The organism is Paenibacillus sp. FSL R10-2771 (assembly GCF_038000205.1).
Lineage (GTDB): Bacteria > Bacillota > Bacilli > Paenibacillales > Paenibacillaceae > Paenibacillus_AQ > Paenibacillus_AQ phytohabitans.
This window is the reverse complement of sequence record NZ_JBBOBM010000001.1, coordinates 7,150,072-7,166,604: the sequence shown is the minus strand read 5'-3', so window position 1 is coordinate 7,166,604 and position 16,533 is coordinate 7,150,072. Positions and strand designations below refer to the sequence as shown.

Here is a 16,533-nt window from a genome sequence, read left to right as displayed (position 1 = left end):
GATCAGCATCACTGATTTTGTTCAGAGCGGTATTTAAGCGGATGCAGGCCAACGGTTTTTTTGAAAACCGTACTGAAGTAATGGGGATTCTCATAGCCCACGAGTTCGGAAATCTCCATTACTTTGAGGTCTGTGCTTGTCAGCAGCTCCTTCGCTTTGCCTATACGGATCCGGGTGATATAGTCGGTAATCGTCTCACCGGTCTCCTTCTTGAAGATCAGACTGATATAGTTAGGCGTCAGGAATACCTCCTCGGCAATTCTGGAAATGGAGAGCTCAGAGGCGTAGCCTTCCTGGATAATAGAATGGATTTTGCTGATGATCCGGCTGTTCTTGGAGGTGTTCTTGCCTGCTACATACGCACTTAAGTCATGAAAAAGCGACAGCATATACGCCTTCAGGCCGGTAATATTCTTCTGAAGGTACAGCTTATCCATAATTGTAATCCGGTCACTCAGTACCAGCCGGGTATCCTCATCAATCTCATACAGGGCCCTGGCGGAGGTGAAAATCATCTCGGCACAAATACTCTGCACATATCCGATCTGCAGCTTGGGTCCGGCCAGTCTGGTGAACAGCTGCTCCATCAGCTCCATGACGGTGCCCGTATGGCCTGCCTTCAGTTCATTCATGAGCCGGGCCTGGAATTTATAGAAGAAAGTGCTCTCCAGTGTCTCCGTTTCCGGCTGGATATCCTTAATGTAGAGGACAGAGCCGTGCCCGGTATAGAATGTGTACACCAGCGCGGCCAGCGCATCCTTATAGGAGTCCTCCAGCTGGCCGGCCAGGGGACAAGCTCTGCCAATGCCGGCCGAGGCATCCAGCCGCAGATACTTGCGGATATTACTGATAATCTGCCCGCATACTTCTGAGATGGAAGAGGGCGAGGGATCGTCTGCCGGGCAGAAAAGCATAATGAACTCGTTCTCGCTGGCGACGAAGCTGATGGAGCACGGGTGGCTGACCAGACACTCATTGATAATATTTTGAATGGAAAAATAGAGCAGCTGCTTGTATTCCTCCGAGAATTTGTCCACTGCGCTCTGGTATTCATCCAGTTGCAGTACACAGGCTGTCAAAGCTGTCCCCCGCTTGAAGGGAAGGGCGAAATAATCGATTTTCTGCCAAATTTCATCCTCGTTCCGGTATAGGCCGGCAATCAGATTCTGCAGGAACTTGTCGCGGATCACCGGCATGCTGTCCTGCAGCTGCTTCCTCAGCTGCTCTACATCCATCTGATGCTCACGTTCTCCCTTAAGCTTAGCGACAACCTGATGGAAGACCTCCCGGACCTCGGGTAATTTCACCGGCTTCAGAATATATCCCTCGGCATTCACCTTCAGCGCGTCCCGGGCATAGGAGAAGTCCTGGGCGCCGCTGATGATAATGATTTTGGTAGGACTGCCTGCTTCCCGCAGCTTCTCGGCCACCTGCAGACCGCCCATCAGCGGCATCATAATATCGGTGAACAGAATATCCGGTGCAAGCTTCAGGCATAATTCATAGGCCTCCAGCCCGTCAGACGCCTCCCCTATAATCTCAATTCCGAATTCCTCCTGCCATTTGAACACGTGGATCAGACTGCTGCGGATAAACGGCTCATCATCCGCTACGATCATCGTTAACATCTTCACTCACCTCATCCCATATAGTCACCACCGGAAACCGGATCACCGCAAGCAGGCCGCAGCCATCCTCGGTATTAGCGTAATAACGGATTCCGTAAGACTCTCCAAAAAACTGCTGAATTCTCATATGCACATTACGGATACCATAGGACTGGTTGCCCGGCTGCGGATGGGTTAGCAGCAGGTTCAGCCGCTCCGGGTCTGCCCCCACGCCGTCGTCAAATACCGAAACGCTGAGAATCCCCTGTGAAGTGTCGACTCTGATGCGGATTCTGCCTTGACCCCGGCGCTGCTGAATGCCATGAATCAGGGCATTCTCAACCAGCGGCTGCAGGCTGAGCTTGACCACCAGGCATTCCTCCAGCAGCTTGGGGTCCGTCTCCTCGAGTTCATATTCCAGCCTATCCCGGAAACGGAACTGCTGAATCTCCAGATAGCTCTCCACCTGCCGCAGCTCATCGCGGAGCGGGATGATATTCCGTCCCTTGCTCAGGCTGTACCTGAAGAAATCCGAGAGGGAGGTAACCATGTTGCTGATCTCTGGAATATCGTGATTAATGGCGATCCAGTTGATCGAATCCAGGGTGTTGTAGAGAAAATGCGGGTTGATCTGGGCCTGCAGGGTCTGGAGCTCGGCTTCTTTCTTGCGCAGCTCGGTCACATAGAGCTTGTCAATCAGCGCCTTAATCTGCTGGAGCAGCTTGTTATAGCGGTTGAACAAGTAGGCGAATTCATCCTTGCGCCTGTAGCGGATGGTAATGTTGAAATTTCCGCTTTCGGCATGCGACATCGACTGGATGAACTTACGGATCGGCGCTGAGATATTCTCTGACAGCAGCAGGGCCATCATGAGCGAGACCAGCATACAGATGCCGATCACGATATACATCACCCGGCGGAAGGCGGCTAATTCTCCGTTAAGCTCACGGACAGGCGAGAACGAGAGAATGGTCCAGCCGGTGTTGTCGATGGCCCGGTAGGAGACAAGCATATTCTCACCGCCGATCATCTGGTGAAAAGAATGCAGACCCGCAGAACCGTCAGCCGGAGCGTTCATCTTGCTGTAGTAGTCCTGTGTGTTGATGTTCTGCCCGATCAGGGCCGGCTCCGGACTGATGGCGATCGTACCGGTTCCGTCTGCGATATAGACCTTGCTGCCGGGCGTAGGCTTGTAATGCTCCAGCAGTGTGCTGAATTCAGCTACAGGAATGTCGATGGTGAGCAGTCCGACAAAGGGCAGCTGTGCATGCCGGATGCCGAACAGGCGCCTTGCGAATTTAAGAGTGTACTTGGAATCCAGAGAGCTGAGTCCGACGACAGTGAAATCGGATTGGGCCGGAATGCCGAGATACCAGGGCTTCAGAGAGATGAGATCGATATTGAATACACGTCTGGAGAAGTTATATTGGGTATATTCCGGGCGGTTCAGCATATAGAGCATAGGGACAAAGCTGCTTCCAGACGTACCGTTCGCGGGGAAATTCTCGAGAATTTTGCTCAGGGCAGCCAGCTCATTAATGATTCCGCTGCTGTCCGTGGGCCGGTTAGAGGAGATGAGGTCAGCAAATTCTGAATTAAGATAGAGCGATACCATGGATTTATTGGCGGCCTCGAACCGCTGGGCCAGATTGTCCTGAACGAGATTGAAGTTGTTCTCAATGGATGTATTAACATTGCGGGTGATAATATCGGCTGATTTGTTATATACCGTCACCGATATAATGGTTGTCGGAAGCAGGACGAGGAACAGGAAGTAGAGAATCAGCCGGCTGCGGATGCTGAAATTATACAAGAAGAGGGTCCGCGACAACGTATCAAACAGCTTCCTCATTGGAGCCCTCCCCCGGCATCCCGATATTTGCGGCTTGCCATTTATCGGGTATTGTTGGAAAATACCAATCAATAGCTGGTATACATTGTAAAACGCAACGAGTCTTGATGTCAACGCAGGAGGTGCAAGATGAAACGGTTCCTGTTCTATATCCTTGCCTTACTATTATGCGGGACTGCAGCGTATGCCATTGCTTATGACCGCCCGCTGCTGGTGGACTTCAGTCCGGGTCCTGCGGAGGTGCCGGTGCAGCCCATCCGGGTAAAGATCGCCCTGTATGACTGGACGGAGAACCTGGAAGTGAAGAATGCCATCAGTCAATATAACAAAACCAACCCGGATCATATCGAGATTAACGTTATGGATATCGCTGCAGATGTCTACGATGACACCTTAAATATGCTGATGACCTCGGGACAGGGTCCGGATGTGTTCAGTGTCGACAATACCTGGCTGGCTACCTATGTCAACAAAGGGTATTTGGCTAATATGTCTGCTGAATTGAACACTGCTGACTTAAGCAGATTCCCGGCATGGGCCAGGAATTATGCACACAGTTCTTTGTTCAGAGGGGGGATCTACTTCATGCCCTCCAGTGTTGATACCGTGCGTCTCCTCTACAACAAGCAGCTGTTCCGCGATGCCGGACTTGACCCGGAGCGCCCGCCGCTTACCTTCGGAGCGGTGAAAGAGGCTGCTGCCCGGATCAGCCAGGCAGGAGAGGGCGTGAATAAATACGGCTTCGCGCTTCCCGCCGGAGACAGCCAGGATAGCCTGCAGACCGGTCTTGAAATCTCCAATACCTCCAGCGGTTACTATCTTTATAATTACCAGACCGGGCGTTATGAGCTGAGTGTATACAGATTGTGGCTGCAAATGGTGCTGGACATGAAGCGTGAGGGGAGTCTGTATCCGGGTGAGGCACTGCTTAAGCGTGACAGTGCCCTGCGGCAGTTCGCGGACGGCAATATCGGCATGATGTACGCCACCAGCAAAGATTATGTAAAGCTGCAGGAATATATGCCGAAGGACGATTGGGGAGTTGCAATGCCTCCCGTGGCGGACTCCTCCAAGCAGGGCGGCGGAGCGCTCATGATGATCCCGCACTCTCCGCTGGTTGTGAATAGTTCAGCTCCAAGCCGGGAGGCGGCGGTTAAAGTGTGGAAATTCCTGCAGTCCGGGGAATTCCTGACCATTCTGTTCCAGCAGGCGCTGGCCCTGCCGGTGGTGGACGGTATTCTCGATGTTCCGGGTCTTGCACCGGGGCTGGGGCACTTCAAGGAATTTGTTCCGAATGCCGCTGAGTCTATATATCCGCTCTCGCCGCAGATTATGGATCAATATGATCCAAGCTCGGTATCCATGGAACCGCGTGACTCGGGGGACCGTCCGAGGATGCAGCTGTATCTGCAGATTCTCTCGGGAGAGAGGCCGCTTGACGAGGGGCTCCGCAGCGAAACGGAGCGGCTGAATCAGATGCTCGACATTGCGGATACGGGGTACTCTTTTCAGCGCGAGGAGTATATCTATCCTGACTTTGATCCGCATAATCCCCTAAATGCAGAGAGTCTGGAGAGCCAGCTGAGTAAGGGACAGGAATAGAATAGCCATTATGAATCAGGGACTTAACCGGGCCGTGGCGGCTTCGGGAAAGTCCCTTTTTGTCTGCTTATTCATTTGTGCTGGATGTGTACCGGATTGGAGCGTTAACGTCCACACCGTAAGGGGAGTGCCGGAATAATACTATATAAATCAATCTTTGTACTGCTAGTTTCAGTACTATATAGCTTGAGCCAAGGAGGACAACAACATCCCCATTGGAATCATTTCAAGTTCAATCTATATAGCTTCTATGAGGGAAAAGATAGATTCAGCAGGAGTAGGAAGTAGAGTATGGGACAATTAAATCTGCAATTAAAGGAGACTGGGAAATGAGCTTCTTATCAACGGGACCGCTGGAAAATAATATGGTTGGAGGTGTTAGACCGACCACGCAGGTTACGGTCAGAATCGATAACCGCAGCAGTACTTCAGCTTCTACGGTATTGGTACAGGGTTATTACATGCTCGGGGGAATAAGAAACGTGTATGTCAGCGAGTCGCTGAATGTGGCTGCAAACGAAGTGATAACAAACACTTATTATGCGGATCTGGATGCTTTTGAATTTCTGTTTGTCACCCAGGATATGACGGACGACCCTATCCAGATTTCACTGTGGGGCAAGAGCAGCACCGGACAGCTGGTAACAGCCCACCGGCTGGTATCTGCTGAGTTGTTAGGTGAAACCACGGGGATTACCGGGGCGACAGGCGAAGCTGGCGTGGCTGGAGCAACCGGGGTTACGGGTGCAACGGGAGCTGGAGTGACTGGAGCGACTGGGGTTACGGGAGCAACAGGTAACGCAGGAGTGACCGGAGCCACTGGTGTGACTGGAGCGACGGGCGAAGCGGGCGTGACTGGAGCGACTGGCGAAGCTGGCGTGACTGGAGCGACGGGCGAAGCGGGCGTGACTGGAGCGACGGGCGAAGCGGGCGTGACTGGAGCGACTGGCGAAGCTGGCGTGACTGGAGCGACGGGCGAAGCGGGCGTGACTGGAGCGACGGGCGAAGCTGGAGTGACTGGTGCGACGGGCGAAGCGGGAGTGACCGGGGCGACGGGCGAAGCTGGAGTGACTGGTGCAACGGGCGAAGCGGGCGTGACTGGTGCGACGGGCGAAGCGGGCGTGACCGGAGCGACGGGCGAAGCTGGAGTGACTGGTGCAACGGGCGAAGCGGGCGTGACTGGGGCGACGGGCGAAGCTGGAGTGACCGGGGCAACGGGCGAAGCGGGCGTGACCGGAGCGACGGGCGAAGCGGGCGTGACTGGTGCGACGGGCGAAGCGGGCGTGACTGGTGCAACGGGCGAAGCGGGCGTGACCGGAGCGACGGGCGAAGCGGGCGTGACTGGTGCGACGGGCGAAGCGGGCGTGACTGGAGCGACGGGCGAAGCGGGCGTGACTGGAGCGACGGGCGAAGCTGGCGTGACTGGAGCGACGGGCGAAGCAGGCGTGACTGGAGCGACGGGCGAAGCGGGCGTGACTGGTGCAACGGGCGAAGCGGGCGTGACCGGAGCGACGGGCGAAGCTGGCGTGACTGGAGCGACGGGCGAAGCAGGCGTGACTGGAGCGACGGGCGAAGCGGGCGTGACTGGTGCAACGGGCGAAGCGGGCGTGACCGGAGCGACGGGCGAAGCGGGCGTGACTGGGGCGACGGGCGAAGCGGGCGTGACCGGAGCGACGGGCGAAGCGGGCGTGACTGGAGCGACGGGCGAAGCGGGCGTGACTGGGGCAACGGGCGAAGCGGGCGTGACCGGAGCGACGGGCGAAGCGGGCGTGACTGGTGCGACGGGCGAAGCTGGAGTGACCGGGGCGACCGGGGTTACAGGAGCTACGGGAGTTGGCGTGACCGGAGCGACTGGAGTAACGGGAGCAACAGGAGACGCAGGCGCGACAGGTGCAACCGGGGTTACCGGAGCGACAGGAGTTGGCGTGACTGGAGCGACTGGGGTAACGGGAGCAACAGGAGACGCAGGCGTGACAGGTGCAACCGGGGTTACCGGAGCGACAGGAGTTGGCGTGACTGGAGCGACTGGGGTAACGGGAGCAACAGGAGACGCAGGCGTGACAGGTGCAACCGGGGTTACCGGAGCGACAGGAGTAGGTGTGACTGGAGCGACTGGGGTAACGGGAGCAACAGGCGTAACAGGTGCAACCGGTGTGACCGGCGTGACTGGAGTCACCGGAACCACGGGCTTAACCGGAACCACCGGTGCGACAGGCCCCAATATCTCAACGGAAGGCTTCTCGGCATTCCTGCCTTCGTTCTCGGCGGCAGCCAGCACACAGCTTACAGGGTGGACGGTGACGACGCCTTATTACGACAGCGCGACTTTTAACGAAACAACGGGTAACTACACGATCCCGGCCACAGGCAGATATTCGTTTGAGGCGACTATTAACTACAGTACTACGGCTGCGATTTCAGTTGCGTTGGGTGCGGGAGTGAACCCGGCTTTTGTAGTGCGGAGAACATCCCCTACGGTAACAGATTTGGTAACCGGACTCTTCCCTCTGCTGAATGTTAACATCGCACTGCTGTTGTCACTCCGGACGATATTAGGGAACGGTACAGTGACATTAACGGGTGAGTTTGAACTGACGGCAGGCGACGTAATCGGACTGTTCTACGCAGCAGATGGATTAACAATTCCGCTGGACCTTGGCGGTTCCTCCTCGGGCGTTGTGTGGTCTGTGCATAGACTGACGTAAGCAATGAGACGATACTGAACTACGAGTCAGCTTAACTAAAAAGGGGCGCCCCACAGCTATCATTGTGGAGCGCCTTTTTTGTATGACTACAAATCCACAATTCTAAACTCCGTAGGATTTTGAACTTTTATTATAGATGGCCTTATTTAGCATCAGCCGTTCTCCGGCTACACTTAAGTCATGGGAGAGAGAGACTGCTGAAGGAATCAGGAGGCGGAAGGAATGATTACTCAAGAGAAGAAAAGCGTAGCCGAAGCAGGAGCCAGCCTGCCGGTACACAGGAGCACGAAGCGTGGAGCCATGCTGAGACATCTGCTGAAGCACAAAGTTCTGCTGCTGATGCTGCTGCCGGGTGTGCTTTTTTTGCTGGTCAATAATTATCTGCCGATGTTCGGGATCATTATTGCCTTCAAGAATATTAACTATGTCGACGGTATTCTCGGCAGTCCGTGGGTGGGGCTGGATAACTTCAGATTCCTGTTCGCAACCTCGGATGCCTGGATTATTACCCGCAATACGGTGCTCTACAACTTTGTGTTTATTATTCTCAACCTGGTGATTGCCGTATCGATCGCGATTGCCCTGAATGAGCTGAAGAATAAGCTGGCCGCCAAATTTTATCAGAGCATCATGTTCTTCCCGTACTTCCTGTCGATGGTTGTGGTGAGTTATCTGGTGTTCGCCTTTCTGAATGTTGAATACGGTTTCATCAATAAAGGGATCTTCGCCCTGTTCGGGCTGGATGAGCTGAACTGGTATTCCGAGCCGAAATATTGGCCGTTCATTCTTCCGCTGATCAACCTCTGGAAAGGAGTGGGCTATGGCTGTGTCATCTATCTGGCGGCCATCATCGGCATTGACAATGAGTATTATGAAGCTGCCCTGATCGACGGTGCCAGCAAGTGGAAGCAGATCCTGCATATCACGATTCCGCTGATCCGTCCGGTCATTATTATCACAACGATTCTGGCCATCGGCGGGATCTTCCGCTCCGACTTCGGGCTGTTCTACCAGACCACACTGAATTCCGGAGCACTGTACCCGACAACGCTGGTCATCGACACCTACGTCTATAACGCACTGATTAATATGGGGAACCTGGGCATGTCCGCAGCAGCGGGATTGTATCAATCGGTGGTCGGCTTCTTCCTGGTCCTCGGCTCGAACTGGATCGTGCGCAAGGTCGACAAGGACCAGGCGGTATTCTAAAAAGGAGTGGAAATCCGTGGCTAATAACGAAATATCCAGATTTACCAACATCATTCTCCATGTTATTTTTATCATCCTGTCCATTACCTGCCTGCTGCCGATTGTACTCGTCTTCATGATTTCCATTACCGACTATGATTACATCGTGCTGAACGGCTATCAATTTATCCCGGAGAAGCTCAGCCTGGAAGCCTATGCGTATATCTTCAAGGATTACAGCGTGGTATTAAAAGCGTACGGCGTGTCGTTCTTCGTCACCATCACCGGAACGCTGGTCAGCGTGTTCATCTCTTCACTGTATGCTTATCCGATCTCACGGACCGATTTCAGATACCGCGGCTTTTTCGCCTTCCTGATCTTCTTCACCATGCTGTTCGGCGGCGGGCTGGTGCCCTGGTATATGGTCTATACGCAGGTGCTTGATCTCAAGAACTCCATCTGGGCGCTCATCGTGCCGATGCTGCTGTCGCCGTTCAATGTGCTGATCATGAAAACGTATTTCCAGATGAGTGTACCGCCTGCGCTGATCGAAGCCTCTACAATCGACGGGGCCGGGGAGCTGCGGACGTTCTTCCAGATTGTTTTTCCGCTGTCCCTGCCGGTATTCGCCACGATTGGGCTGTTCAATACACTGCATTACTGGAATGACTGGTTCAACAGCATGATCTTCATCACCGATACCGACCTCTATTCCCTGCAATATCTGATGTACAAAATGATCTCCCAGGCGGATTACCTGAGCCGCAACGGGGCGCTCATTCAGGGCTCGGCCACCGAGCTGGCCAAATTACCGGGGGAAACGATCCGCATGGCGATGGCGCTGATTGGCATTGGCCCGATCGTGCTGGCCTACCCGTTCTTTCAGCGGTATTTCATCAAAGGCTTGACGCTTGGCTCGATTAAAGGCTAACCTCGGAATCAACCGATTAGCATATATTGTTCAATCAAGGGGAGGAAACAAAGTATGGCAGGTAAAAAAGTCACGGGTCTACTGCTGTCGCTTGTACTTATGGTTGGGTTTACCCTAGCCGGATGCTCCGGAAATAACAACAATACCGCTGCTCCTACGGAGAAGGCAGGGGAGAGCACCACGGCTCCGGCAGCTACTAAGGAAGCTGCTGCAACGGAGGCGGCCGGGACGGAAGCGCCGGATGCGCTGGAACCGGTGGAGCTGTCGCTCTATCTGCCCGGCGGGCCGGATAAGGATGTGGCTTCTGTAGAGCAGGAGATCAATGCGTATCTGAAGGATAAAATAAATGCCACGATCAAGATTAACCAGCTGAGCTGGGATAAACCGGCCGATAAGGTCAACCTGATGATCCAGTCCGGCGAAGTGTTCGACATGGTCTACACCTGGAACTTCATGACCAATGCCGCCAAGGGGGCGTATCTGCCGCTGGAAGAGCTGATCGAGACCTATGCCAAGGAAACGAAGGCACAGATCAATCCTGCTTACCTGCAGGCGGCTACTGTTAACGGACATTTGTATGCGATTCCCACTGAGAAGGAGCTGGGCCAGTCCGTCGGGTTTGCTTTTGACAAAGCGATTGTCGATAAATACGGCTTCGATGTGAACAGCATCAAGAAGCTGGAGGATATTGAACCGATGCTGAAGACGATTAAGGAGAAAGAACCCGCCCTTTCCCCGCTTTTCATGAACCATACGGACAGTCTGAACTGGTTCACCGCATATCCGGAAAGTGAAGACCTCGACGGCAGTAATGAAATCCCGACGCTGCTCGATTATAAAACGATGAAGGTATTCAACGAATATGATACGCCGGAAATTGTGGAACGGCTGAAGCTGATCCGCAGCTGGTATGAAGCGGGCTATATTAACAAGAACGGTGCCACAGACAAGACTGAGCTGAAGGATGCGGTCAAAAGCGGCAAAGCCTGGTTCGTCTACGGCAATATGAATCCGACCTCCACCAATGACTGGACCCGGCTCGCCGAGAAGCCGATGATCATCAAGACGCTGCTGCCGGTTGGCGTCAGCACCAAGAGCCTGCAGGGCTCCATGCTCGCCATCTCCAGAACCTCCAAAAACCCTGAACGGGCCATGATGTTCATGAACCTGATCCATACCGATCCGGTGCTCTACAACCTGCTGACCTTCGGCATTGAGGGCAAGCATTACAAGAAGCTGGAGAACAACACGGTGGAGTTCATCCCGGACAGCGGCTACAACTCCGTGTCTTCCTGGATGATCGGCAATGTGCTGCTGAACTACCTGAACAAAGACGAAGATCCTAACCGCGTACAGCTGTACACTGACTGGAACAAGAACTCTGCCGTTTCGCCGGTCATCGGCTTTGTCTTTGATTCGACCAAGGTGCAGTCGCAGATCGGCGCACTGATCAATATTACGAAGCAATATAAGAACACTCTGTACTCCGGGGAAAAGGACCCTGAACCGGTCCTGAAGGAAATGAACAGCAAGCTGAAGGCCGCAGGCCTGGATGCTGTGATTACAGAAATTCAAACGCAACTGGATGCTTTCCTGGCCGCCAAATAAGCAGCTAAGGCCATAGCACGCCCGGTATTCATAGCAGGCAGTCCCAGCGGCCGCTTGCCGGATACCGGGTATTCTCATTCGCTGAACCAGCATTTGGGGAGCCCTTATCTTATTCTCAAGAAGAGGGTGTTAATGTGCGAAAACAGAAGATAACAGGCAAGTTGCTCATTACGGTTCTGGTGCTGATGTCCGTTCTGGCGCCTGGCGGGCGAATTCTGTCCGCCGGACCGCCAGCGGGACTGACTGCTGTGCAAGAAATGAAGTCACCTGCGGTGCCGCCGCTGCCTGCCGCTGAATCCCCTTATGGCAGGACGGTCACAGAGGATACCTATCAGCCGCCTACGCTGCTCTGGCAGGTAGGGGAGCAGGATAACAGCTCGGCAGAATTTACGGTATTTCAAGATGTGTACAGTGAGAATATTACCCTCCCCGCAAATCCCATGAGCTGGAATACCCTCTCCAAGGGCATGAAAGCAGACCACAACGGTACCATGAATCTCACCTTTAATTTAACCGGAGTCCCTCTCTACGGCGTGGAGTTCAGCTTCAAAGTTATAGATGCAAGCACCGCAATTCCGCAGCTGGCCGTCTTCGCAAACGGCAGCTTCAGCGGGCTTATTCAGATTACCGGCCTGAATGATGGAGAGACCCCGCTTACGCGCACATGGAAGCAGACCTATAAGCTCTACATTCCCAAAGAACAGCTGAAGATAGGACAGAATGAGCTTAAGCTCACCGTTGACCGGGGTTTATACGCAGATCCGCAGTCTCCCGGTTATGACGGGGACAGGTATCTGTGGTTTGAGTGGGATTATTTCAGGCTGGATGCGCTGGAGGAGCAGGCCGCCGAGCCCATACACGGGCGGTATATTCATCTTGGAAGCACAATTGCCGCATCCACCTTCAGGTATGACGAGAATGCAATCCGTCATCTGGCGCCAATGACCAAGTGGCTGGGCATTGCTTACAGCGGCAACTGGATGCGCACCTCCTTCTGGTCCGATACCAGCGCAGGCTGGGACCCGCTGGGGCGGACTTATCTGGAGACGCTGCGCGACCTGAATCTGGAGCCGATGGTCAATATCATCGGCGGGAACTGGAAGAGCAATAGTGAGCTGGCCGCCGGAACCATCAGCTCAGCGCTGCGGAGCTATTATGCCGGGTTCGTCAGCAAATTCGGTGATCTGTACCAGTATGCGGAAACGGGCAATGAGCCGGGATTATTCGGCTGGGCACAGAAGGCGGTGCTTGCGCTTCATGAGCTGATGGATGAGGAGCGGCAGACCAATAGCCAGCCGTACCTGAAGATTGTGGCCCCCGGCTGGGCGTACTGGCCGTATAACGGAACGCCTGACGGCTGGGAGCGGGATGCCAGCCAGCGGGAGGCGATTGAAGCGCTGTCGGATGTGACCAACGGGCACAGCTATGGCGGCACCGGGGTTCAGCCATTGCCGGGCGGAAGCCTGTATGAGAATTTGCGTGTCTATAGCGAAGCGGATGAAGGCTTCGGCAAAGAAATGGCGATGAGTGAGACCGGCAGCAATGACAATCATTCCGACAATACGAAATATGGCACGTATGCATACAGGTTCGCCTCTGCTTTTGACCGGGAGCTGCGGGGGGATATCGGCTATGTAGATCATATTATGCAGCACGCCGCCTTCTTTAATGACGGGACGGAGTTTGGGCTGTTCGATTCCGCGATTAACTGGAATACGCACCGCTATGAGGATACGGCAGCAGTGCCGGCCAATATCAACGAGTCCGGGGAGACCCGGCTGAAGACGTTCCGCAGACTGGCCGCCGCCTATGCGACCCATGGAAGCCCGCTCAGCTACGAAGTTCTCAATGCGTCTGCATTAACCGGGCAAAAGGCATATTTCCGCGCAGTGGATACCTCGGCGCTGGGGGTTACGGCCATAGGCGCTTCGTCCGATAAAATTCTGCTCAACTTCGTCAACTTTGAGAAATCGCCGGTAACGATGCAGGTGCGGGTTGCGATGCCGTCCAGCGGAACGTATACGGGGGAACGCTTCGGTGCAGGAGATACCTATGCTGCGGCCTACTCCCGGGTTCAGCTGACAGCAACACCGTATATTACCCTTACGGTTTCGCTGGGTGCCGGGGAGACTGTCCAGTATATTCTGGATGAGCAGGAGAGTACTCTGCCATCCGCTCCGGCCAGTCTGGCAGCACTGGCCGTAAGCCATGAGCAAATCAGGCTGACCTGGAATGCCTCCACAGATAATGATGCGGTCGTCAGCTACAACGTGTACCGTGACAACGGGACGGCTCCGGTAATTAATGTTCCTGGACGCCTTACCTTCTGGAGTGACTATACCGTAGCGCCACAGACTACCTACAGCTACAAGGTGCAGGCTGTGGATGACTCCGGCAATGTATCACCTTTGACTGCAGCCGTATCCGCAACCACACCGGTCATGCCGGTTACGCCGCATGTGACGGGAGATCCGGCTAAATTCGAGGCGGAGGCCACCTCGTTTGCCCTGCCGCTGAAGGTGAGTAATAACAGCAGCGCCTCGGGAGGGAAGGTGGTCGAGCAGACACATGGCGGGGGTCTGGCCATTCAGGGCTTCTATTCCACGAACGGCGGCAGCTACACCTTAACTATTGCATACGCTTCCAATCAGGAATCGAAGAAAAATATCCTCGTTAACGGAGTGAAACAGTCCACGGTTACGCTGCCCTCTACGGGAAGCTGGACTGCCAATATAACCGCGCGGCAGTATGGGGTCACGCTCCAGGCGGGCTATAACACAATCAGCTTCACCTCGGCAGGAAACGGGGCGAATATCGATTATTTCAGGCTGGAAGAGGGGCTATATGTTCCGGTCTCCGCGTGGTACCCGGTTGCGCATAACCATGCTTACATCGACTATACCGGGTTCGAGACCGCGCCGAATGGGGTCTCCCATGTGACCTATGGACCGGATGCTTTGGCAGGGTTTAGCTTTAACGGCACTGGCGTCCGCTGGAGATCGGATATCAAAAGCGATATGGGCAGTGCTGACATCTACGTCGACGGCGAATATATGGAGACGATAGTGATTCCGCAGGCCGGACTTGAGGGGGATCATAAAATCGTCTACGAGCTGACGGGCCTGGAGTACGGGCTGCACCGGATTGAAATTACAGGCACCGAGGGAAAAGTCATGGTGAGCGGACTGGAGTTCCAGAGCTATGAATCGGTATTGCCGGCGCCGGGGCCGGATCTGACCGTGACGGATATCGGCTGGAATATCGTGAACAGCGACGGCAGCCCTTCGGCGCACAGCACTCCGCAGCTGGGGGATTCGCTGATTTTCTGGGCCAAAGTGAAGAACATCGGCGTCCGCCCTACACCGCTGAACACATCTACCGGACTCGGACAGATCACCGGCGGCGCCTTTTCGGTAAATGGCGGGGTTGTATCCTGGTCGGACACGAACACCAGCGTGATCCAGCCGGGTGAAGAGATCACATTAACAGCAAACAGCAGCGCCCAGGGAACACCCCGCTGGACAGTGCCAACCATTGGCAGCTTCACCATCAGCTTCTTTGTGAATGATATCTGGCGGTATGCCGAGATGAACAAGGAGAATAACAAATTAAGTGAGACCCTGCTCATCAGTCTGCCCTGACGGGCGGAATACACAGGCTTGGGCTCACGAATGAAGACTTATGCTCCCCGCGTGCTTTGAAGTGTGAAGCCGCGGGGAGTTTCTATTTCCGGGGAATGACTATATTTCGTCTACAGAGGATAGGCTTCTTTGGAATTGGAGCAGATTCGTCTGAAGGACGAATGTGTCCTGTGTCAGGGGTCTCTCTGAATCCGCCTGAAGTGGGCGACAGGAGGGGAATGGGGAACAAAAGTGCCTCTGGTTCCGCCAAAAGTGGGCGACATGGGGAAATTAAAGGGATAAATCCCTCTAATTCCGCCAAAAGTGGGCGACATGGGGAAATTAAAGGGATAAATCCCTCTAATTCCGCCAAAAGTGGGCGGCATGGGGAAATTAAAGGGATAAATCCCTCTGAACCCGCCCAAAGTGGGCGGCATGAGGAAATTAAAGGGATAAATCCCTCTAATTCCGCCAAAAGTGGGCGACATGGGGAAATTAAAGGGATAAATCCCTCTGAATCCGCCGAAAGTGGGCGGCATGGGGAAATTAAAGGGATAAATCCCTCTGAACCCGCCCAAAGTGGGCGGCATGAGGAAGTTAAAGGGATAAATCCCTCTGAACCCGCCCAAGGTGGGCGGCATGGGGAAATTAAAGGGATAAATCCCTCTGAACCCGCCAAAAGTGGGCGGTACGGGGAAATTAAAGGGATAAATCCCTCTGAATCCGCCGAAAGTGAGCGGCATGGGGAAATTAAAGGGATAAATCCCTCTAATTCCGCCAAAAGTGTGCGACATGGGAAAATTAAAGGGATAAATCCCTCTGAATCCGCGGAAGTGGGCAGTAGGAGTAAATGAGGGGCACTTGTGCCCCTGAACCCGCCCAAAGTGGGCAGTAGGAGTAAATGAGGGGCACTAGTGCCCCTGAACCCGCCCAAAGTGGGCAGTAGGAGTAAATGAGGAGCACTAGTGCCCCTGAATGCGCCGAAAGTGGGTAGTAGGAGTAAATGAGGGGCACTAGTGCCCCTGAATGCGCCGAAAGTGGGTAGTAGGAGTAAATGAGGGGCACTAGTGCCCCTGAATCCGCTAAAAGTGGGCAGCAGGCGTGAATGAGGGGTATTAGTACCCCTGAATCCGCTAGAAGTGGGCAGCAGGAGGGAATAAGGAGCATTAGTACTATTGATTACAACGGAGGCTGCTTCGGAAATAGTGTGAGTGGAGCATTGTGTGGTGGCCCTAATATCTACATTAGCTGTACAGGTCACATACCCCGCATACCCCGCATACCCCGCATACCCCGCATACCCTCCGGCTTGATTCACCGTTAGGGTGATTTTATTTTTGCATAAGAATTTATTTAAGAGTCCCGGCCAAATGTCTGAGTAATCACCGAAGCTAAGACCCCGCTTTGTGGGAGGATTATA

The 16,533-nt window shown here is 54.2% G+C and carries 9 protein-coding genes; 7 read left to right on the top strand and 2 right to left on the bottom strand.

All coding sequences use genetic code 11. The annotated features are described in order from the left end of the window. Positions 1 to 8: 8 nt before the first annotated feature. On the bottom strand, positions 9 to 1,628 hold the full coding sequence (locus NSU14_RS30970; RefSeq protein ID WP_336103633.1) for a response regulator: 1,620 nt from the start codon (positions 1,626 to 1,628) through the stop codon (positions 9 to 11). Next, the gene (locus NSU14_RS30965; protein ID WP_042132843.1) at positions 1,603 to 3,459 is read right to left on the bottom strand and encodes a cache domain-containing sensor histidine kinase; all 1,857 of its coding nucleotides are present in this window, start codon (positions 3,457 to 3,459) and stop codon (positions 1,603 to 1,605) included. The genes NSU14_RS30970 and NSU14_RS30965 overlap by 26 nt, the downstream gene beginning before the upstream one ends. 129 nt (positions 3,460 to 3,588) lie before the next feature. On the opposite strand from NSU14_RS30965, the gene NSU14_RS30960 reads away from it, so the two are divergent. From NSU14_RS30960 to NSU14_RS30930, 7 genes are all read left to right on the top strand, one after another. Beyond that, complete coding sequence (locus NSU14_RS30960; RefSeq protein WP_042132844.1) at positions 3,589 to 5,061, top strand: ABC transporter substrate-binding protein; 1,473 nt, start codon at positions 3,589 to 3,591, stop codon at positions 5,059 to 5,061. Between the two features lie 329 nt (positions 5,062 to 5,390). Further along, positions 5,391 to 7,766 (top strand): beta strand repeat-containing protein, encoded by a 2,376-nt coding sequence (locus NSU14_RS30955; protein ID WP_340948386.1) that lies wholly within the window; start codon positions 5,391 to 5,393, stop codon positions 7,764 to 7,766. A gap of 222 nt (positions 7,767 to 7,988) precedes the next feature. Next, entirely contained in the window at positions 7,989 to 8,975 is a 987-nt protein-coding gene (locus NSU14_RS30950) for an ABC transporter permease (protein ID WP_042132845.1), read from the top strand. Positions 8,976 to 8,991: 16 nt separating this feature from the next. Next, complete coding sequence (locus tag NSU14_RS30945; RefSeq protein WP_042132846.1) at positions 8,992 to 9,885, top strand: carbohydrate ABC transporter permease; 894 nt, start codon at positions 8,992 to 8,994, stop codon at positions 9,883 to 9,885. A 54-nt stretch (positions 9,886 to 9,939) separates the two neighbouring features. Beyond that, positions 9,940 to 11,493, top strand: coding sequence for an ABC transporter substrate-binding protein (locus tag NSU14_RS30940; RefSeq protein ID WP_336100658.1), 1,554 nt, complete (start codon positions 9,940 to 9,942; stop codon positions 11,491 to 11,493). Positions 11,494 to 11,627: 134 nt separating this feature from the next. Next, complete coding sequence (locus NSU14_RS30935; RefSeq protein ID WP_340948383.1) at positions 11,628 to 15,134, top strand: carbohydrate-binding domain-containing protein; 3,507 nt, start codon at positions 11,628 to 11,630, stop codon at positions 15,132 to 15,134. Positions 15,135 to 15,352: 218 nt separating this feature from the next. After that, the gene (locus NSU14_RS30930) at positions 15,353 to 15,967 is read left to right on the top strand and encodes a hypothetical protein (RefSeq protein WP_340948382.1); all 615 of its coding nucleotides are present in this window, start codon (positions 15,353 to 15,355) and stop codon (positions 15,965 to 15,967) included. Positions 15,968 to 16,533: the final 566 nt, after the last annotated feature.